Source organism: Pseudomonas sp. 13B_2.1_Bac1 (genome assembly GCF_025466155.1).
In the GTDB taxonomy this organism is placed as follows: domain Bacteria; phylum Pseudomonadota; class Gammaproteobacteria; order Pseudomonadales; family Pseudomonadaceae; genus Aquipseudomonas; species Aquipseudomonas aylmerensis.
On sequence record NZ_JANLOH010000017.1, the window covers coordinates 1 to 21,205 of the forward strand.

At 62.0% G+C, this 21,205-nt stretch carries 13 protein-coding genes; 6 read left to right on the forward strand and 7 right to left on the reverse strand.

The window, feature by feature from the left end; all coding sequences use genetic code 11:
- The 4 genes from ligA to NTD80_RS03815 all read right to left on the reverse strand — a co-directional run.
- The coding region (gene ligA, locus NTD80_RS03800) for an NAD-dependent DNA ligase LigA (protein WP_262132198.1) at nucleotides 1-2,331 on the reverse strand (2,331 nt) is incomplete at its 3' end.
- 87 nt (nucleotides 2,332-2,418) lie between these two features.
- A complete protein-coding gene (zipA, locus tag NTD80_RS03805) occupies nucleotides 2,419-3,282 on the reverse strand; it encodes a cell division protein ZipA (RefSeq protein ID WP_065909559.1) in 864 nt (287 codons plus the stop codon).
- Between the two features lie 313 nt (nucleotides 3,283-3,595).
- The gene (gene smc, locus NTD80_RS03810) at nucleotides 3,596-7,084 is read right to left on the reverse strand and encodes a chromosome segregation protein SMC (protein WP_065909557.1); all 3,489 of its coding nucleotides are present in this window, start codon (nucleotides 7,082-7,084) and stop codon (nucleotides 3,596-3,598) included.
- 2 nt (nucleotides 7,085-7,086) lie between these two features.
- Nucleotides 7,087-7,746, reverse strand: a complete 660-nt coding sequence (locus NTD80_RS03815) for a GntR family transcriptional regulator (protein WP_065909555.1) — start codon at nucleotides 7,744-7,746, stop codon at nucleotides 7,087-7,089.
- A 280-nt stretch (nucleotides 7,747-8,026) separates the two neighbouring features.
- Here NTD80_RS03815 and xdhA point away from each other — a divergent pair, with 280 nt between their 5' ends.
- The 4 genes from xdhA to guaD all read left to right on the forward strand — a co-directional run bounded on the left by xdhA (nucleotide 8,027) and on the right by guaD (nucleotide 14,160).
- Nucleotides 8,027-9,475: a xanthine dehydrogenase small subunit gene (gene xdhA, locus NTD80_RS03820; protein WP_065909554.1), complete on the forward strand. Its 1,449-nt coding sequence runs from the start codon at nucleotides 8,027-8,029 to the stop codon at nucleotides 9,473-9,475.
- Nucleotides 9,468-11,867, forward strand: a complete 2,400-nt coding sequence (gene xdhB / locus NTD80_RS03825; protein ID WP_262132205.1) for a xanthine dehydrogenase molybdopterin binding subunit — start codon at nucleotides 9,468-9,470, stop codon at nucleotides 11,865-11,867. The genes xdhA and xdhB overlap by 8 nt, the downstream gene beginning before the upstream one ends.
- A 123-nt stretch (nucleotides 11,868-11,990) precedes the next feature.
- Nucleotides 11,991-12,848: a xanthine dehydrogenase accessory protein XdhC gene (gene xdhC, locus NTD80_RS03830; RefSeq protein WP_065909550.1), complete on the forward strand. Its 858-nt coding sequence runs from the start codon at nucleotides 11,991-11,993 to the stop codon at nucleotides 12,846-12,848.
- Nucleotides 12,849-12,855: 7 nt separating this feature from the next.
- The gene (gene guaD, locus NTD80_RS03835; RefSeq protein ID WP_262132208.1) at nucleotides 12,856-14,160 is read left to right on the forward strand and encodes a guanine deaminase; all 1,305 of its coding nucleotides are present in this window, start codon (nucleotides 12,856-12,858) and stop codon (nucleotides 14,158-14,160) included.
- Nucleotides 14,161-14,309: 149 nt separating this feature from the next.
- On the opposite strand, the gene NTD80_RS03840 is transcribed toward guaD, so the two are convergent.
- Nucleotides 14,310-15,074 carry a GntR family transcriptional regulator gene (locus NTD80_RS03840; protein ID WP_017477154.1) on the reverse strand — a complete coding sequence of 255 codons (765 nt, stop codon included), beginning with the start codon at nucleotides 15,072-15,074 and terminating at the stop codon, nucleotides 14,310-14,312.
- A 225-nt stretch (nucleotides 15,075-15,299) separates the two neighbouring features.
- On the opposite strand from NTD80_RS03840, the gene NTD80_RS03845 reads away from it, so the two are divergent.
- Complete coding sequence (locus NTD80_RS03845; protein WP_262132213.1) at nucleotides 15,300-16,490, forward strand: benzoate/H(+) symporter BenE family transporter; 1,191 nt, start codon at nucleotides 15,300-15,302, stop codon at nucleotides 16,488-16,490.
- A 56-nt stretch (nucleotides 16,491-16,546) separates the two neighbouring features.
- Here NTD80_RS03845 and NTD80_RS03850 read toward each other — a convergent pair whose 3' ends face one another.
- Nucleotides 16,547-16,891 carry a YggL family protein gene (locus NTD80_RS03850; protein ID WP_262132215.1) on the reverse strand — a complete coding sequence of 115 codons (345 nt, stop codon included), beginning with the start codon at nucleotides 16,889-16,891 and terminating at the stop codon, nucleotides 16,547-16,549.
- Nucleotides 16,892-17,129: 238 nt separating this feature from the next.
- Between NTD80_RS03850 and dacB the strand changes: the two genes are divergently transcribed.
- Nucleotides 17,130-18,590 (forward strand): D-alanyl-D-alanine carboxypeptidase/D-alanyl-D-alanine-endopeptidase, encoded by a 1,461-nt coding sequence (gene dacB / locus NTD80_RS03855; RefSeq protein WP_106802950.1) that lies wholly within the window; start codon nucleotides 17,130-17,132, stop codon nucleotides 18,588-18,590.
- A gap of 37 nt (nucleotides 18,591-18,627) precedes the next feature.
- Here dacB and NTD80_RS03860 read toward each other — a convergent pair whose 3' ends face one another.
- Nucleotides 18,628-21,066 carry a diguanylate cyclase gene (locus NTD80_RS03860; protein WP_262132216.1) on the reverse strand — a complete coding sequence of 813 codons (2,439 nt, stop codon included), beginning with the start codon at nucleotides 21,064-21,066 and terminating at the stop codon, nucleotides 18,628-18,630.
- Nucleotides 21,067-21,205: the final 139 nt, after the last annotated feature.

Consider the following 21,205-nt stretch of genomic DNA (forward strand, 5'->3'; position numbering starts at 1 on the left):
AAAGGCCTCTTCGTCCAGGACCTTCAGACCCAGCTCGCTGGCCTTGGCCAGTTTCGATCCGGCGCCCGGCCCTGCCACCACGCAGTGGGTTTTCGCCGACACGGACCCGGCGACCTTGGCGCCCAGGCTTTCGAGCTTGTCCTTGGCCACGTCACGACTCATCAGCTCCAGGGAGCCGGTGAGCACCCAGGTGTGCCCGGCTTCAGGCAAGCCTTCGACGACCTTTTTCTCGCTCTGCCAGTGCATGCCGAAGTCCTTGAGCTGCTGCTCAATGGCCAGGGCGCGGTTGGCGTTGTCTTCGTTGTCGAAGAACTCGCGCACCGCCTTGGCCTGCTTCTCGGGCAGCGCCTGGCGCATGTCGAGCCAGTCGGCCTTGATCACGCCTTCGAGGCTGCCGAACTTGTCCGCGAGTTTCTGCGCGGCGCCCGGGCCCACACTCGGCACATGCAGCTTGTCGAGCAGACCACCCAGCGTGGTGCTCGCGGCGAACTCGGCGCTCAGCTCGCCCTGGTCCTGCAGTTGCAGGCCGCACTCACCCGGCGACAGCAGCGCGCCGATCACGTCCTGGTTGTGGCTGTCCTCGAAGAAGCTGTGGATCTCGTGCGCCACTTCCAGGCCGACGTCCGGCAAGTACGTCAGCACTTCCGGCAAGGCCTTCTGCACCCGCTCAAGGGACGCCAGCGAGCGTGCCAGCACCTTGGCGGTCTCCTCGCCCACGTCGGGAATGCCCAGCGCGTAGATAAAGCGCGCCAGGGTCGGCGACTTGCTGTTTTCGATAGCAGTGATCAGCTTCTTGCTGGAGATATCGGCAAAGCCTTCCAGGTCGATGATCTGCTCGTATTTGAGCTTGTAGAGGTCGGCCGGCGAACCGATGAGTTTTTCATCCACCAATTGCTCGATGGTCTTGTCACCCAGACCGTCGATGTCCATGGCGCGGCGCGAGACAAAATGGATAATCGCCTGCTTGAGCTGCGCCCCACAGGCCAGGCGCCCGACGCAGCGGTACACCGCGCCTTCGCTGACGGTTTCCTTGCCCTTGCTGCGCTTGACCAACTGCGTGCGCTCCACATGCGAGCCACACACCGGACAGCTTTCGGGGATCTGCACCGCGCGGGCGTTTTCCGGGCGACGCTCGGGCACCACCGAGACCACCTGCGGAATCACGTCTCCGGCGCGGCGGATGATCACTGTGTCACCGATCATCAGGCCCAGGCGCGCAACCTCGTCCATGTTGTGCAGGGTGGCGTTGGACACAGTGACGCCCGCAACCTTGACCGGCTTCAAGCGCGCCACCGGCGTCACGGCGCCGGTGCGGCCGACCTGGAATTCCACATCGAGCAACTCGGTAAGCTCTTCCATGGCCGGGAATTTATGCGCGATCGCCCAACGCGGCTCACGCGCGCGGAAGCCCAGTTCACGCTGGGCAGCAATACTGTTGACCTTGAACACCACACCGTCGATTTCATACGCCAGGCTGTTACGCCGCTCACCAATGTCGTGGTAGTACGCCAGGCATTCCTGGATACCCTTGGCCAGTTTCAACTCATGGCTGATGGGCATGCCCCATTTCTGCAACTGCTTGAGGTTGCCGATATGGGTGTCGCTGATATCCGCCGTCACCTGGCCAATGCCATAGCAGCAGAATTCCAGCGGGCGGCTGGCGGTAATCTTCGAGTCCAGCTGGCGCAGGCTGCCGGCCGCGGCGTTGCGCGGGTTGGCGAAGGTCTTGCCGCCGACTTCCAGCTGCGAGGCATTGAGCCGTTCGAAACCGGCCTTGGACATGAACACTTCACCGCGCACTTCGAGCGTCGCCGGCCAGCCGCTGCCGTGCAGTTTCAGCGGGATATTGCGCACGGTGCGCACGTTGACGCTGATGTCCTCGCCGGTCGTACCGTCGCCGCGCGTGGCGCCGCGCACCAACTCGCCATCCTGGTACAGCAGGCTGACCGCCAGCCCGTCCAGCTTCGGCTCGCAGCTGTACTCCACCGCCGCGCCGCCCCCAAACAGATCGCCCACCGGCAGGTCGAGCCCTTCGGTGACCCGCCGATCGAATTCGAGCATGGTGGTTTCATCGAAGGCGTTGCCCAGGCTGAGCATCGGAATTTCGTGGCGCACCTGGGTAAAGGCCGAGAGTGCCGCGCTGCCGACCCGCTGCGTCGGTGAATCACGCGTGACCAGCTCCGGGTGCTCGGCCTCCAGGGCCTTGAGCTCGTGGAACAGCCGGTCGTATTCGGCGTCCGGAATGCTCGGCTCGTCGAGGACGTGGTAGCGGTAGTTGTGCTGATCCAGTTCAGCGCGCAGTTCGAGGATGCGGGTAGGGGCGGCGGTCATGGGTGTTCTCTCAGAAAGCAAAAGAGCAGCCGAAGCTGCTCAATATGTTAGTGCGCTTATTCTACTGACAACGCTGAGGACCAATCCTCAGCGTTTCTGAGTCAGTGCACGACGCTCGAACTCGACGATGCGCTGACGGTAGTGTTCGATGGTCTGGGCGGTCAGGACGCTGCGCTGGTCGTCCTTGAGCTCGCCGTTGAGTTCCTGGGACAGCTTGCGGGCGGCGGCCACCATCACATCGAACGCCTGTTTGGGGTGACGCGGACCCGGCAGGCCGAGGAAGAAGCTCACGGCCGGCGTGCTGAACAGGTCGATATCATCCAGGTCGAAAGTGCCCGGCTTGACCGCATTGGCCATGGAGAACAGCACTTCGCCGTTACCGGCCATGCTTTCGTGACGGTGGAAGATGTCCATCTCGCCGAAACGCAGGCCGCTTTCGAGGATGTTCTGCAGCAGCGCCGGACCCTTGAAGCCAGCGGCGTCGCGGCAGATCACGCTGATCACCAGCACTTCTTCGGCGGCCGGCTGATCGTTGACCGATTGGCGCGGGGCATTCTTGCCGACGTTTTCGTCGGGGAAGTCGTCGTCGCGGCTGCTGAAGCTCGGGCCTTCGTCCACATCCAGGTTGAGGTCGCCCTGATGTGGCTCGGCCACGGCAGGGTTGGCGCGCTTGCCACGCTTGGAGGACGGCTCGCGGGCTTCACGCACCGGCGCGCTCATCGACGGCAAGTCATGCTCGTCCAGTTGCGGTTCTTTATGGGTATCCAGCACACGGGGCGGCCCCAGCAGCTCGGCGCCGCCGTCGTCGTCGGGCAAGTTGGACAGGTTGCGGTCCAGACGGAATTTGAGCTTGCCCTTGCCACCGCGCATGCGGCGCCAGCCATCAAAAAGAATACCGGCAATGACAATAATGCCGATGACGATCAGCCACTCGCGCAGACCGATTTCCATGTAATCCCGTGCCTCTAATAAAAAATGCTGAAAAATAAGGGGTTTAGCACCGTGCAAACCGCTTTAAAACGTGGCGCCAACTCTATGTTCTGACTGACGTTTTGCCCACGCATACGAAAAATTGACATTAAACTAGCACGACCAAAGATAACTTTACACAGTTGGCGCGAAATGTGTCGATTTGCCATCTTTCGACACGCTGATCGACCTCTTACACCCGCCGCCAACTGTGAGCTACAAGCTGTACGCCATAAGCCTCAAGCCTCAAGCCCCAAGTACTTGTCGCCAGCCGCTGACAACTAGCAACTCGCCGCTAGGCGTCCACCATCGCCATCGCCTCTTCCACATCCACCGCGACCAATCGCGAACAACCGGGTTCGTGCATCGTCACGCCCATCAACTGATCGGCCATTTCCATGGCGATCTTGTTGTGGGTGATATAGATGAACTGCACCGTCTGGGACATTTCCTTGACCAGTCGTGCGTAACGTCCAACGTTAGCGTCATCCAGCGGGGCGTCAACTTCATCGAGCATGCAGAACGGCGCCGGATTCAACTTGAAGATGGCAAATACCAGGGCCAATGCGGTCAGGGCTTTCTCGCCGCCGGACAACAAATGGATGGTGCTGTTCTTCTTGCCCGGTGGCCGCGCCATGATCGTTACCCCTGTATCGAGTAGATCTTCGCCCGTCAGTTCCAAGTAAGCGCTGCCACCACCGAAAACTTTCGGGAATAACGCCTGTAAACCGCCATTAATCTGATCAAAGGTATCTTTGAAGCGATTACGGGTTTCCTTGTCGATCTTGCGGATCACGTTTTCCAGAGTGTCCAGGGCTTCGACCAAGTCGGCGTCCTGGGCATCCAGATAACGCTTGCGCTCGGACTGTTGCTGGTACTCGTCGATGGCCGCGAGGTTGATCGCGCCGAGTCGCTGGATACGCGCGGCAATGCGTTCAAGTTCCTCTTCGGCTTCTTTTTCGTTGGCCTGGGCGGTCAGGGTGTTGAGCACGCCGTGCAGGTCGTAGCCGTCTTCGAGCAATTGGTCTTGCAGGGTCTTGCGGCGCACGGTCAGGGCTTGCCATTCCATGCGCTGTTGTTCGAGCTGGCCGCGAATCAGCTGGGATTGCTGCTCGGCCTGGGTCCGGCGCTTTTCGGCGTCGCGCAGTTCGCGGTCGGCGTCTTCGAGGGCGATCTGCGCGGTCTTGAGCTCTTCGTCGACGGTCATGCGCTTGTCGAGCAACTCTTCCAGCTTGAGCCGCAACTCTTCCAGTGGCGCTTCGCCCTCTTCGAGGTTGAGGCTCAGTTGCTCGCGCTTTTCGGTGAGGCGTTCGGACTGCATCTCCAGGCGCTCAAGGGCCTGGGCCGTCGACGCGTGCTGGGCGCGCAGCGAGCCGAGGCGCACCGCCAATTGATGCGCGTGATCCTTGTGCTGCCGGGCTTCCTGGCGTACGCGGTCGAGGCGCTCGCGCAGGCTGTCGCGCTGGGCCAGCAGCAGTTCGCGCTGCTCGGTGTCCAGCGCCATGCTGTCGAGGGCTTCCTGCAGTTGCAGGCGCGCTTCACCGATCTGTTCGTGTTCGAGGGCGCGCTGCTCGCCCATCTCGGCGACTTCTTCGTCAAGACGGGTGCGGCGCAGGGTCAGTTGTTCGACCTTGGCCTTGCTCGCCGACAGCTGGGCTTTCAATTCGCCCTGCTGGCGCGCTTCGTCCTGCAACAGCCGGCGCAGGTGTTCGCGGCCGGTCTCTTGCTGGCGCTGGGTGGCGCGCAGGGTTTGCAGTTCGGTCTCGAGGCTTTCCAGGGTGGCTTCGCGCTCTTCACGCTCGGCGATCAGGTTGACGATTTCCTGGCCACGGGCCAATACGCCGCTTTCCGCTTCACTGGCGCGGCGCACACGCAAAAAATGCCGGCCAACCCAATAGCCGTCGCGGCTGATCAGGCTTTCGCCGGCCGCCAGTTGACCGCGCTGCGCCAAGGCCTGCTCAAGGGATTCAACCGGCTTGACCTGCCCCAGCCACGGCGACAGATCGATAGCGGCCTCGACCTTATCCAGCAAACTGCCTGGCACCCGTGTGCCATCGGCGGCGGGGCTGAGCAGGCGCAGGTCACCCTGGGCAAACCCGGCCAGGTCGAAACCGCCAAAATCATCCACCAGCACCGCCTGCAGGTCGGCACCGAGCACGGTTTCCACCGCCAGCTCCCAACCGGCTTCGACCTTCAAGCCCTCGGCCAGGCGCGGGCGCTCGGCCAGATGCTGGTCGCGCAGCCACTCGGCGGTGCCGGTGCCTGGGTCCAGTGCGGCCTGCTGCAAGGCTTCAAGCGAGGCGAGCCGGCCGTTGAGCCGCTGCAAATCGCCCTGGGCCTGCTGCTGGGCCTGGGTCGCCTGTTGCAGTTGCTGACGCAATTGCTCCAGGCGCTCCACTTGTTGTTCTTCGCTGGCTTCCAGCTCTTCGAGGGTCATCTCGCTTTCGGCAAGTTGCTCGCTGAGTTCCATGATCGCCGCGTCTTCCGGATCGGCGGCGAGCAGCACGCGCTCTTCCTGCAGGCGACGCTGGCGCTCGGCCAGGCGCTCCATGCTGGTTTCCAGCTGCTGGATGCGCGACTGCTGCACCTCTGCCTGGCGGCGCGGCTCGGCGGATTGCAGGTTGAACGTGTCCCACTGCTCCTGCCAGCCGTGCATGGTGGTTTCGGAGTCTTCCAGCGCGGCGGCAGCTTCTTCGGCGGCGGCGTTGGTGATTTCCTGCTCGGGGGTAAGCATGTCCAGCTCTTCGCCGAGGGTCAGCAGCAACGTGCGGTCATGACCCAGGTGCGATTCGGTTTCCAGGCGCGCGCGTTCGGCTTCCTTCAGATCGTCCTGCAATTGGCGCAGACGCTGCTGGCCGTGCTGGATGCTCTGCTCGACGCGTGCAATGTCGCCCCCCACCGAGTAGAAGCGCCCCTGCACCAGATTGAAGCGTTCGGACAGGTCATGGTGACCATCGCGCAGGCGCTCGATGCTCGCATCGGCATTGCGCTGCTCGGCCACCAGCGCTTCGAAGCTGATTTCCTGGGTGCCGATGATCGCTTCGCGCTGGCCGACCTGATCATTCAGCGCCTGCCAGCGCAGGGCCGAGAGTTGCGCCTTGAGCTGACGCTCCTCGCCCTTGTATTCCTGATACTTCTCGGCCGCCTGGGCCTGGCGGTGCAGGCGCTCCAACTGGCGCTCCAGCTCTTCGCGCAGGTCGGTCAGGCGGGCGAGGTTTTCGTGGGTGCGGCGAATACGGTTTTCGGTCTCGCGGCGGCGCTCCTTGTACTTGGAGATGCCGGCCGCCTCTTCAATAAAGTTGCGCAGGTCTTCGGGCTTGGCTTCGATCAGCTTGGAGATCATGCCCTGCTCGATGATCGAGTAGCTGCGCGGGCCCAGGCCGGTGCCGAGGAAGATGTCGGTAATGTCGCGGCGACGGCACTTGGTGCCGTTGAGGAAGTAGCTGTTCTGGCTGTCGCGCGTCACTTTGCGGCGGATCGAGATTTCCGCGTAGGCCGCGTACTCGCCGATCAGGGTGCCATCGGAGTTATCGAACACCAGTTCGATGCTGGCCTGGCTCACTGGCTTGCGGCTGGTGGAGCCGTTGAAGATGACGTCGGTCATCGACTCGCCACGCAGGTTCTTGGCCGAGCTCTCGCCCATCACCCAGCGTACGGCGTCGATGATGTTCGACTTGCCGCAGCCATTGGGCCCGACCACCGCCGCCATGTTACTGGGGAAGTTCACCGTGGTCGGGTCGACGAAGGATTTGAACCCCGCCAGTTTGATGCACTTGAGCCGCACGCTTAGGCGTCCGCCAACGCAGCGATGACCAACGAGCAACTGCGCTGGCCGTAGGCCGACAGCACCAGGCGAATCTGCGCCAGGTCACGGGCGAGCACGGCGGCGAGCAGTTGCTCGAACAGCACGAGGTATTCACTCATGGAGGCCTTGCGTTGATCCAGCGCCAGGTAATAGGCGCGGTTCATCGCCGGTTGCAGGTTCTCGACGGTTTCCTGCAGATACGGGTTGTTGGCAAAGGGGTACGCGGCGCGCATCACGTTGAAGCTTTCTTCGACGAAGGCGCGGATGTCCTGGCGCTCGAAGCTGGAGATCAGGCGTTGCTGGATCTGCAGGAACGGCGCCATGTCGGCCTGCACCTGCCAGCCCTGGGCCACTGCATTGCCGAGCAGGATGTACAGCTCGCCCATCAGCGTGCACAGGCTCTGGACCTTGTGTGCAGTGAGTTCAGTGACGTGGGCGCCCCGGCGCGGCAGGATCGCGATCAGGTGGCGACGCTCGAGGATCAGCAGGGCTTCACGCACGGAACCACGGCTGACATTGAGTGCCAGCGTGACTTTCTGTTCCTGGATCCGTTCCCCAGGCTTGAGATCGCCGCGAATGATACGTTCGGCGAGGTGGTGAGCGATTTGCTCGGCGAGACTGTCCGGCGCCTTGAACGTCATGTTTTCCCTTCAAAATCTTCTATCGGTACAAGCGCGGCAGTGTAGCGCAAATGCTGGCTGATGGCGCTGGGCCCACAAGCGCGAATTTGGCACGAAATAAGCAGCGCTGAAAAGGCAAAAGCCCCATAAAACGCCGGTTTCAGAAGACTGGACCATAATTGAAAGTGTTGTCATCGCAATTTCTTGACCTTCTGGTCAGAAAATCGTTGACCGAAAAGTCAGACATGACTAGATTCGGCGCAAAGCGGTTAACAACAATAATGAGTCTGCGAGGCCTTCCGTGATCCAGTTTTTACTTAACCAGGAACTCCGTAGCGAGCACGCCCTGGACCCCAACCTTACCGTGCTCAACTACCTGCGTGAGCACCTGGGCAAATCCGGCACCAAGGAAGGCTGCGCCAGCGGCGACTGCGGTGCGTGCACGGTGGTGGTCGGCGAGTTGCACCGCGATGCCCAGGGTGCCGAGCAGATCCGCTATCGCAGCCTCAACTCGTGCCTGACCTTTGTCTCGTCCCTGCACGGCAAACAACTGATCAGCGTCGAAGACCTCAAGCATCAAGGCCAACTGCACAGCGTGCAAAAAGCCATGGTGGAGTGCCACGGTTCGCAATGCGGCTTTTGCACCCCGGGCTTTGTGATGTCGCTGTTCGCGCTGCAAAAAAACAGCGACGCGCCCGACAGCCAGAAAGCCCATGAAGCGCTGGCCGGCAATCTATGCCGCTGCACCGGCTATCGGCCGATTCTGGCCGCCGCCGAACAGGCCTGCTGCAACAAGCCGGTGGACCAGTTCGACAGCCGCCAGGCCGAGACCATCGCCCGCCTCAAAGCCATCGCGCCGACGCAGACCGGCGAACTCAACAGTGGCGACAAACGCTGCCTGGTGCCCCTGACCGTCGCCGACCTGGCCGACCTCTACGACGCCTACCCGCAAGCCCGCCTGCTGGCCGGTGGCACCGACCTGGCGCTGGAAGTCACGCAGTTCCACCGCACGCTGCCGGTGATGATCTACGTTGGCAACATCGAAGAGATGAAGCGTATCGAAGACTTCGACGATCGCCTGGAAATCGGCGCCGCCACCGCCCTCTCCGATTGCTACACCGCGCTGCACCACGAATACCCGGATTTCGGCGACCTGCTGCACCGCTTCGCCTCGTTGCAGATCCGCAACCAGGGCACCCTCGGCGGCAATATCGGCAACGCCTCGCCGATTGGTGATTCGCCGCCGCTGCTGATCGCGCTGGGCGCGCAGATCGTGTTGTGCAAAGGCGATGTGCGCCGCACGCTGGCGCTGGAAGATTATTTCATCGACTACCGCGTCACCGCCCGCCAGGACAGTGAGTTCATCGAGAAAATCATCGTGCCCAAGGGCCACGCCCTGTTTCGCGCGTACAAGGTGTCCAAGCGCCTGGACGATGATATTTCCGCCGTCTGCGCCGCCTTCAATCTGAAGATCGACAACGGCGTGATCAGCGAGGCACGTGCCGCCTTCGGGGGCATGGCCGCCACGCCCAAACGCGCGAAAAGCTGCGAAGCCGCGTTGGTCGGCGCGACCTGGAATGCCGCCACGGTGGAGAAAGCCTGCGCCGCCCTGGCCGAGGATTTCACCCCGCTGTCGGACTTTCGCGCCAGCAAGGAATACCGCCTGCTCAGCGCCCAGAACCTGCTGCGCAAATACTTCATCGAACTGCAAACGCCGCATATCGAGACTCGGGTGACCGCTTATGTCTAACCATCACGTCGTGGTCAAAACCCAGGCCGAACTCGCCGAGCTGTTTGCCCAGGACCTCACCTCCGGGGTCGGCCGCAGCGTCAAGCATGACAGCGCCGCCAAGCACGTCAGCGGTGAAGCGCAGTACATCGATGACCGCCTGGAATTCCCCAACCAGTTGCATCTGTATGCGCGCATGTCCGACCGCGCCCACGCCCGCATCGTCAGCATCGATACGGCGCCCTGCTACGCCTTCGACGGCGTGCGCATAGTCATCACCCATGAAGACGTGCCCGGCCTGAAGGACATCGGCCCGCTGATGCCCGGCGACCCGTTGCTGGCCATCGACACCGTGCAGTTCGTCGGCCAGGTGGTACTCGCCGTGGCCGCGCGTGACCTGGAGACCGCCCGCCAGGCGGCGATGGCGGCGGTGATCGAATACGAGGACCTCGAGCCGGTGCTGGACGTGGTCGAAGCCTTTCGCAAAAAACATTTCGTGCTCGACAGCCACACCCACCAGCGCGGTGATTCGACGGGCGCCCTGGCGACCGCCAAGAACCGCATCCAGGGCACCCTGCATATCGGCGGCCAGGAACACTTCTACCTGGAAACCCAGATCTCCTCGGTGATGCCCACCGAAGACGGCGGCATGATCGTCTACTGCTCCACGCAGAACCCCACCGAAGTACAGAAACTGGTGGCCGAAGTACTCGACGTGTCGATGAACAAAATCGTCGTCGACATGCGCCGCATGGGTGGCGGTTTCGGCGGCAAGGAAACCCAGGCCGCCAGCCCGGCATGCCTGTGTGCCGTAGTCGCGCGCCTCACCGGCCAGCCGACCAAGATGCGCCTGCCGCGCGTCGAAGACATGCTGATGACCGGCAAGCGCCACCCGTTCTATATCGAATACGACGTGGGCTTCGACGACAGCGGGCACCTGCACGGGATCAACCTGGAACTGGCAGGTAACTGCGGTTGCTCGCCGGATCTGTCGAACTCGATCGTCGACCGCGCGATGTTCCACGCCGACAACTCGTATTACCTGGGCGATGCCACGGTCAACGGCCATCGCTGCAAGACCAACACCGCGTCCAACACCGCCTATCGCGGTTTCGGCGGCCCGCAAGGGATGGTCGCCATCGAGGAAGTGATGGACGCCATCGCCCGTCACCTGGCGCTGGACCCGCTGGCCGTGCGCAAGGCCAACTACTACGGCAAGACCGAGCGCAACGTCACGCATTACTACCAGACCGTCGAGCACAACATGCTCGAAGAGATGACCGCCGAGCTTGAAGCCAGCAGCCAATACGCCGAGCGCCGCGAAGCGATTCGCCTGTACAACGCCCACAGCCCGATCCTGAAAAAAGGCCTGGCGCTGACCCCGGTCAAGTTCGGTATTTCGTTTACTGCAAGCTTCCTCAACCAGGCCGGCGCGTTGATCCATATCTACACCGACGGCAGCATCCACCTCAACCACGGCGGCACCGAGATGGGCCAGGGCTTGAACACCAAGGTCGCGCAAGTGGTGGCCGAAGTGTTCCAGGTCGAAATCGACCGTGTGCAGATCACCGCCACCAACACCGACAAAGTGCCCAACACCTCGCCGACCGCCGCCTCCAGCGGTGCCGACCTGAACGGCAAGGCCGCGCAGAACGCCGCCGAAACCATCAAGCAGCGCCTGGTGGAATTCGCCGCGCGCAAGTACGACGTGAGCGAAGCGGACGTGGAATTCCACAACGGCCATGTGCGCGTGCGTGACCAGATCCTGACCTTTGAGGCGCTGATCCAACAGGCGTATTTCGCTCAGGTGTCGCTGTCGAGCACCGGCTTCTACAAGACCCCGAAAATCTTCTACGACCGCAGCCAGGCGCGCGGTCGGCCGTTCTACTACTTCGCGTTCGGCGCGGCGTGCTGCGAAGTGATCGTCGACACCCTGACCGGCGAGTACAAGATGCTGCGCACCGACATCCTCCACGACGTGGGCGCCTCGCTGAACCCGGCCATCGACATCGGCCAGGTCGAAGGCGGCTTTATCCAGGGCATGGGCTGGCTGACCATGGAGGAGCTGGTCTGGAACAACAAGGGCAAGCTGATGACCAACGGCCCGGCCAGCTACAAGATCCCGGCCGTCGCCGACATGCCGCTGGACCTGCGCGTGAAACTGGTGGAAAACCGCAAAAACCCGGAAGACACGGTGTTCCATTCCAAGGCCGTGGGCGAGCCGCCGTTCATGCTCGGGATTGCTTCGTGGTGTGCGATCAAGGACGCCGTGGCGAGCCTGGGTGACTATCGCCATCAGCCGCAGATCGATGCGCCGGCGACGCCGGAGCGCGTGTTGTGGGGGTGTGAGCAGATGCGCCAACTGACTGCCGCAAAAGCTGTGGAAACGGAAACCGAGCTGGCTTCGCTTTAGACCCAGGCGCTGCCATCGCGGGCAAGCCCGGCTCCCACACGTTGATGTGTGAACCCAATCAAATGTGGGAGCTGGCTTGCCCGCGATAGCGGTCGGACTGACAACAGAGATGTTGAGGTAATCATGAACTACTGGATCAGCGCCCTCGCCGACCTGCAGAACCGCGGTGAACCCTGCGTACTGGTGACCATCATCGAAGAGCTCGGCTCCACGCCGCGCAATGCCGGCTCGAAGATGGTCATCAGCGCCGCACAGACCTTCGACACCATCGGCGGCGGCCACCTGGAATACAAGGCGATGCAGATCGCCCGCGATATGCTCGTACGGGGCCAGCAGAACACCCATCTGGAACGCTTCAGTCTGGGTGCAAGCCTCGGCCAGTGCTGCGGTGGCGTGACCGTGCTGCTGTTCGAACCCATGGGCCAGGTGCAGGCGCAGATCGCCGTGTTCGGCGCCGGCCATGTCGGCCGCGCGCTGGTGCCCCTGCTGGCGAGCCTGCCGTGCCGGGTGCGCTGGATCGACTCCCGTGACCAGGAGTTTCCGGAACATATCCCCGAAGGCGTGCGTAAAATCGTCAGCGAAGAGCCGGTCGACGAAATTGCCGACCTGCCGGTGGGCAGTTACTGCATCGTCATGACCCACAATCACGCGCTGGACCTGGAACTGACCGCCGCCCTGCTCAAGCGCAATGACTTCACCTACTTCGGCCTGATCGGTTCGAAGACCAAACGCGTCAAGTTCGAACACCGCCTGCGTGATCGCGGTTTTGATACCGCGCAACTGCAGCGTATGCATTGCCCGATGGGCCTCACCGAGGTGAAGGGCAAATTGCCAGTGGAGATCGCGATCTCCATCGCCGGCGAAATCATCGCCACCTATAACGCCAATTTCGGCCAGCACACTGCGAGCGCCGAACCGATTGCCAAACTGCTGCCGGCCTCGCGCCGCAGCCAAGCTTTGACTTCTTTTGCCAAGAATTGAGATGACCATGCCTTTGACTCGCAAAGCCTACCGTGCCGCCATTCTGCACAGCCTCGCCGACCCCGCTATCGTTGGGATCGAAGCCTCCTACGAGTATTTCGAGGATGGCCTGCTAGTGATTGAAAACGGCCGGATCAGTGCAGTTGGCCATGCCAGCGACGTGCTGCCGACATTGCCCGCCGATATCGAAATCACCCATTACCAGGACGCGCTGATCACCCCGGGCCTGATCGACACCCATATCCACCTGCCGCAGACCGGCATGGTCGGCGCCTATGGCGAGCAATTGCTCGACTGGCTCAACACCTACACGTTCCCGTGCGAAAGCCAGTTCGCCGACAAGGCCCACGCCGAAGAAGTCGCGGATATCTTTATCAAGGAATTGCTGCGCAACGGCACCACCACCGCGCTGGTGTTCGGCAGTGTGCACCCGCAGTCAGTGAATGCGTTTTTCGAAGCCGCCGAGAAACTCGACCTGCGCATGATCGCCGGCAAGGTGATGATGGACCGCAACGCCCCGGACTACCTGACCGACACCGCCGAGTCCGGCTACCAGGAAAGCAAGGCACTGATCGAGCGCTGGCATGGCAAGGGCCGTTTGCACTACGCCGTGACGCCGCGTTTCGCACCGACCAGTACACCGCAACAGCTGACCCTCGCAGGGCAGTTGCTGAGCGAATACCCGGACCTCTACATGCAGACTCACATCAGTGAGAACAAGCAGGAAATCGAGTGGGTGAAGGCGCTGTTCCCAGAGCGCAACGGCTACCTGGATGTGTACGACCATTACAAATTGCTCGGCGAGCGCTCGGTGTTTGCCCACGGCGTGCACTTGTGTGACGACGAATGCGCGCGGCTGGCGGAAACGGGCTCGGCGGTCGCGTTCTGCCCGACCTCGAACCTCTTCCTCGGCAGTGGCCTGTTCAACCTGCCGATGGCGGAGAAGCACAACCTGAATGTGGGCCTGGGCACGGACGTGGGCGGCGGCACCAGCTTCTCGCTGCTGCAGACCTTGAACGAAGCGTACAAGGTCATGCAGTTGCAAGGCGCACGCTTGAGCCCGTTCAAGTCGCTGTACCTGGCCACATTGGGTGGCGCGAAGGCACTGCGCCTGGAAGACAAGATCGGCACGTTGCAGCCCGGCACCGATGCGGATTTCCTGGTGCTGGATTACAACGCCACACCGCTGCTGAGCTATCGCCTGAAGCAGGCCCAGAACATTGCCGAGACGTTGTTTGTGCTGATGACGCTGGGGGATGATCGGACGGTGTTGCAGACGTATGCGGCTGGCCAGCTCGTGCATCAACGCTGATCCTGACCACACCGCAAAACAAATGTGGGAGCGGGCTTGTGTGGGAGCCGGGCTTGCCCGCGATGCAGGCAACCCGGTCTTTGCGTTAGATCGAGGTGATGCTATCGCAGGCAAGCCAGCTCCCACACACGCCGGCGCCCGCCTTTACATCAGAGCTTGACCGAAGAGCGCCCTGGCTTCTTGGTCTGCAACAAATGCGAAAACACCGCATGCAAATCATCCGACGCGCTTTCCTCATCGAGGTTGAGCTTGCTGTCGATGTGGTCCATGTGGTGCATCATCAAGTTCACTGCCAACCCTGCATCGCGCGCTTCGATCGCGTCGATCAACTGCGTGTGCTCATCGTAGGAACAGTGCGAGCGGTTGCCGCTTTCGTACTGGGCGATGATCAACGAGGTCTGGGACACCAGGCTGCGCTGGAAGCTGATCAGTGGCGCATTCTTCGCCGCTTCGGCCAGCTTGAGGTGGAATTCGCCGGAGAGGCGGATGCCGGCACCGCGATCGCCACGAGAGAAGCTGTCGCGCTCGTCGTTGACCATCTGACGCAGCTCGGCCAATTGTTCGGCCGTGGCGTGCTGCACTGCCAGCTCGGTAATGGCTCGCTCCACCAGGCGCCGGGCCAGGAACACCTGGCGCGCTTCTTCGACACTGGGGCTGGCCACCACCGCACCCCGATTGGGCCGCAGCAACACCACGCCTTCATGGGCCAGGCGCGAGAGTGCACGGCGAATGATGGTGCGGCTGACGCCGAAGATTTCGCCCAGTGCCTCTTCACTCAACTTGGTTCCGGGCGCCAGGCGTTGTTCGAGGATCGCTTCGAAGATATGCGCGTAGACGATATCGTCCTGGGTTCCGCTGCGACCGGCCTTGCCGGCTCGCGGTTGTTTCTTGAGAGGTTGCAACTGTTCGTTCATGGGCACTCGGGTTTGGAGAACGGCGGCGAATTAAGGGTAATACGGCAACAGCGGGTCGCTGGCAAGTATCACCTAAAAACAGGGCACATTGTACACAACCCACAGCGCCAACACACTGTACGGCTGTTTGCGGTCGCGGCTGTATTGCAATGAAACGTTACGTTTGAGTTTAGGCTTGAAACCGTGCCGTTACCGGCAAAACCCAGGTAAAAGGATCACCTTTCCATGAACGACGCCACCCAAGCGCCTTTGCGCCCGCTGGCCGACACTTCTGCGTCGGCCGTCGTCGCCGGCTTCATCGCCATGATGACCGGCTACACCAGCTCCCTGGTCCTGATGTTCCAGGCCGGCCAGGCCGCCGGCTTGACCACGGCGCAGATTTCTTCGTGGATATGGGCGATTTCCATTGGCATGGCGGTGTGCAGCATCGGCTTGTCGCTGCGCTATCGCACACCGATCACCATCGCCTGGTCCACCCCCGGCGCCGCGCTGCTGATCACCAGCCTGGGCGGCGTGAGTTATGGCGAAGCCATCGGTGCCTACATCACCTGCGCGGTGCTGGTGACGCTCTGCGGGCTGACGGGCAGCTTCGAAAAGCTCGTCAAGCGCATCCCGGCGTCACTCGCAGCGGCCCTGCTCGCCGGCATCCTGTTCAAGATCGGCAGCGAGATCTTCGTCGCCGCGCAGCACCGCACCGGCCTGGTATTGGGGATGTTTTTCACGTACCTGGTCATCAAGCGCCTGTCGCCACGCTATGCGGTGCTGGCCGCGCTGGTGATCGGCAGCGTGCTTTCCGGGTTGATGGGACTCCTGGATTTCAGCGGCTTTCATCTCGAAGTGGCAACGCCGGTATGGACCACGCCGCACTTCTCGTTGGCGGCGACGATCAGTATCGGCATCCCGCTGTTCGTGGTGGCGATGACCTCGCAGAACATGCCCGGCGTCGCCGTGCTGCGCGCCGACGGCTACAACGTGCCGGCCTCGCCGCTGATCACCGCAACCGGCCTGGCCTCGCTGGTGCTGGCACCGTTCGGTTCCCACGGCATCAACCTGGCGGCGATCAGCGCGGCGATCTGCACCGGGCCGCATGCACACGAAGACCGTAACAAGCGCTATACGGCGGCGGTTTGGTGTGGTGTGTTCTACGGGATTGCCGGGGTATTCGGCGCGACGCTGGCGGCATTGTTTGCAGCCTTGCCCAAGGAGCTGGTGCTGTCGATTGCGGCCCTGGCGCTGTTTGGCTCGATCATCAACGGCTTGAGCATCGCCATGAATGAGCCGAAGGAACGCGAAGCGGCGCTGATCACCTTTATGGTCACCGCGTCGGGGCTGACGTTGTTTTCGATCGGTTCGGCGTTCTGGGGGATTGTCGCGGGGGTGTTGACGCTGCTGATCCTGAATTGGCGCAAGGCCTGATTGCTTAAACGCCAGGAACAAAAAAGCGACCCCGCAGGGTCGCTTTTTTCATGACATCAGACCGCCGGGTTGATCGGCGTTTCTGGATGCCAGGCGTCCAACAGCGCGCTTACTTCAACGCGAGTCAGCTCTGGGCGGGCCTTGAGCCACGCTTCAACGATTGCACGTTGCTCTTCGGTGACCGAACCACGAGTGGCTTTGCACACCAGACCGAAGTCTTCGCCGCCGACGTAGTCCAGGCCATTGCCGTCCATCGCTTCGGTCAGGAATGCGTCGAGGAACGCGTCAACCGCTTCATCATCCAAACCTTCTTTGAAATCCAGGTTCAGTTCGAAACCCAGCTCTTGAAATTCATCAACGCACAGTTTTTTGCGCAGACGCCGGGAACGGTTAGTCGCCATTGGAACAATCCTCATAAGTAATAACGGGCGGCACTTTAGCAGTTTAAGGTGACGATTGCCCGACTCTCTGGGACAGGCGGCAAATTGCCGGTGAAAAAAACGCCGATTACCAGCTATCGTTCAGCTACAACTGGATCCACCTTGGGGCATAATGCCGACACTTTCATGACCATTGAGGGATTTTTCTTATTTACCCCTCGCCTTTTTCACCCTCCTCAGCAGTAGGGTTTTATTTCTTATGATCAAATCGTTGCGTTCAGTAGTGCTTGCCGGTTTTCTTCTGCCACTGGCCTTTTCCACCTCCGCTGCCCCGACCACCAACACCCTGCCCCCGAATGTCCAGCAGGCGCTCGCCAAGGCCAAGCTGCAAAACACCGCGCTGTCCCTGGTGATGATCCCCCTGAACGGCCCGGGCACCCCCACGGTCTTCAACGCCGATGTCTCGGTGAACCCGGCCTCCACCATGAAGCTGGTCACCACCTACGCGGCCCTGGAAATGCTCGGTCCCAACCATCAATGGAAGACCGAGTTCTACACCGACGGCACCCTCAGCGGTGGCGTGCTGCACGGCAACCTGTACCTCAAGGGCGGCGGCGACCCCAAGCTGAACATGGAAAAACTCTGGCTGCTGATGCGCGACCTGCGCGCCAATGGCGTGCAGCAAGTCACCGGCGACCTGGTGCTGGACCGCAGCTTCTTCAACCAGCCGCAATTGCCCGAATTCAATGATGATGGCAACGACGAGAACAAGCCGTTCCTGGTCAAGCCCGACGCCCTGCTGGTCAACCTCAAGGCCCTGCGCTTCGTGACCCGCAACGATTCCGGCCGGGTACTGGTGTCGGTCGAGCCGCCGATTGCCAGCATCCGCATCGACAACCAGGTCAAGGTGTCCAACGCCAAGCAGTGCACCGGTGACGTGCGCTACAACCCGGTTACCGCCGCAGATGGCAGCGTGACGGTCACCGTCAGCGGCCAACTGGCCGACGGCTGCAGCTCGCAGACCTACCTGTCGCTGCTGGACCACGCGACCTACACCGCCGGCGCGGTGCGGGCGATCTGGCAGGAACTGGGCGGCACCATCCAGGGCCGTGATATCCAGGCACCGGTGCCCAAGGATGCCAAGGTCCTCGCCCGTGCGTTTTCGCCGGACCTGGCGGAGATCATCCGCGACATCAACAAATACAGTAACAACACCATGGCCCAGCAGTTGTTCCTGAGCCTGGGCGCGCAGTTTCGCAACGACGCCGACGGCGACGATGCCAAGGCCGCGCAACGCGTCGTGCGCCAATGGCTGGCGAAGAAAGGCATCACTGCGCCGCACCTGGTGATGGAGAACGGTTCCGGCCTGTCGCGGGCCGAACGCGTCAGCGCCCGCGAGATGGCCGCCATGCTGCAAGCCGCGTGGAAAAGTCCCTACGCCGCGGAGTACATCAGCTCGCTGCCGATTGCCGGCACCGACGGCACCATGCGTAAACGCTTGAAGACCACCGCCATGCGCGGCGAAGCCCACGTCAAGACCGGCACCCTGAACACCGTGCGGGCCATCGCCGGCTTCAGCCGCGACAACAACGGCAACACCTGGGCAGTGGTAGCGATCCTCAACGATCCGAAGCCATGGGGCGCTTCGTCGGTGCTGGATCAAGTGCTGCTGGACCTGTATCGCCAGCCGAAACTGGCGGCGCCCGCCCCGGTGCTCTAGACCGCGCAACAAGCGCGTTTGCCCGCGCTCGGACCTATCAGTCGCTGTACCCGGTGGCTGATAGACCGCTGTCGCGGGCGAGCCCGCTGCCACACGTCTCGACTCGATCCCTGCCGGCCTGCTTGGCCACATACACCGCCGAGTCGGCACGCAACAGCAGCCCATCAATACCTTCATCGACCCGCCAACTGGCCACGCCAAAACTGGCGGTGACGATGCCCACCGGCGCCATCGGCGCATTGCGCAGCGATTGCCACAACTCCAGCGCCAGGCTGTAAGCCTGCTCGCCCTGGGTGTTGGGGCACAGCACCATGAACTCCTCGCCCCCCAGGCGGCAGAACACATCGCTGCGGCGCAGGCGCTGGCTGATGCGTTTGCACAATTCCTGCAGCACCCCGTCGCCCACCGCATGCCCATGCTGATCGTTGATGCGCTTGAAGTGGTCGACATCGAGCATGATCACCGACAACGCCCCTGAAGCGCGGTTGAGCCTGACCATCTCGGCCTTGAGGCGATCCTGGAAGTAGCGACGGTTGTGAATCCCGGTAAGGGAATCGGTGATGGACAGCGCGCGCAGTTCCTCTTCTACCCGCTTGAGATCGGAAATATCCGACACGTAGCCATGCCACAGCGTACCGCCGCTGGGTAATTCTTCTGGCGTGGCTTCGCCGCGAATCCAGCGCAGGCCGCGTTGTGGCAACAGCACCCGGTACTCTTCGCGCCAATGGCTCAACTGCAACGCCGACAGGCGAATCGAGGTACGCACGCGCTCCGCATCCAGCGGATGGATCCGCTCGAAGACCTTCGTCGCATCCTGCTGCAACACGCCAGGCTCGATCTCATAGATGTCGCGCATGCCGTCGCTGGCGTAGATGAATTTCCAATTGTCCTGCGGCTCCAGGGTGAACTGGAAGATGCCGCCGGGCACATGCGCGCTGAGCTTCTTGAGCAGCCGGTCGCGCGCAGCGAGTGCCTCATAGGCGCGCTTCTGCTCGGTCACGTCGAGGTAAATGGCCAGGTGGCCGATCCACAGGCCATGGTCATCCAGCAGCACGGTGGCCAACATATTCACGGTCAACGGGCTGCCGTCCTCGCGCAGCAATGTCCACTCGCGGGCTTCGTGCAGGTTGTCGGGGCTTTCCACCAGCATCGCCTGGCTCGCCGGGATGCGCTTGCCCAACGTCACACTCAAACTGCTGGCGCGCGCTTCCAGCTCCGAGGCCAGGTGCAGGCTTTCGAGGGTGTGCGTGCCCATGACCTGGTCGGCCTTGAACCCCAGCATCTGCTCGGCCCCGGCGTTAAAGGTGTTGATCACACCGCGCAGGTCGGTGGCGATGATCGCAACCTGGGTGGCGGCATTCAGCACGCTGCGCAATTGACCGTGGGCCCCGCGCAATTCCTGCTCGCGCTGGCGCAACTGCACGGTACGTTGCTCCACCAGTTTCAACGCGCGCTGGCGCTGGCTCACCAGTACATAGAGCAGGCTGCTGAGCAGCAGGCTGAGCAAGCCGCCCATGCTCAGGATCGTGGTCAGTGAAGAATGGTTGGCCTGGTCGAACACCTGGCTCGGGCGCAGGCTCAAGGCGTACACATGATCGCCCAGGGTCAGGCGGCGCGCGCCGATGAGGTCGCTGTCGCCCACGGCATTCTCGGACTCGAAAAGCACGCGCTTTTGCACATCTGAGGTATCGACAATCTGCATCACCAGATTGTCGCGGTCCGGCTTGGGCAACCCATCGGCGACCAACTGGCGCATGCTGATCACGGCCATTACATAGCCGTAGGGCTCATTCGGCGACTGCCCGGAAGTCGACGGGGTGCTGACCGGCGCCACCAGCAATACCCCGGTTGAGTAGCCCGGTTCTACACCGACCAACTGCATCGGTTGCGACACCGCCAGCTTGCCACTCGATTGCGCACGCTCAAGCGCCGAACGTCGCAACGGTTGGGCCAGCAGGTCAAAACCCAACGGTGCGCCCAACAGGCTTTGAGTCTGGCTGTAGAGCACCGGCACGTATTCGTCGCGCTCGGGCGCCGGGGCCAACTCGCCGGCCGAATTCAACTCACGGATAACAAACGGGGTACCGCGCAGGCGCGACACCTCTTGTTCAAATTGCCGGCGCTGCTTGCGAAATACCCGCGGCGCCCAGGAATAGGCACGGGCGCGCAACAACAAGGGCTGGGCGAAACCATCGAACTCATCGCGGGACACATCATCGGAATTGACGAAGAACCGCCGCAGGCTGTTCAGGCGCTGCTCCTGGTCTTCGAAGCGCTCCTGCAGACGGGTATACCGTTCGTTGACCAGCAACTGAAAGCGCTGGCGCACCTGTTGCTGATAGAGATCGGAGGCAGCCCAGGCGACGATTGCGGTCAGCGCGAACCCTGCCAATAACACCACCAACGCCACCAGCCAAGCCGATGCCTGCTCACTGATAAAGCCTAGGATTTTCGGGCGGACGGCGTTCAACGGCATAGGCAACACTCACAACGCCAGTGTGCGGGGGTGTCACTTTGGCTAGGCGTTAAGTTATAGCTATGGGACCGGTATTTGACCAGCATAAAAAAGCCGTAAGTCCTGAATATTCAAGGCTTGCGGCTTTTTGGTGCAACCA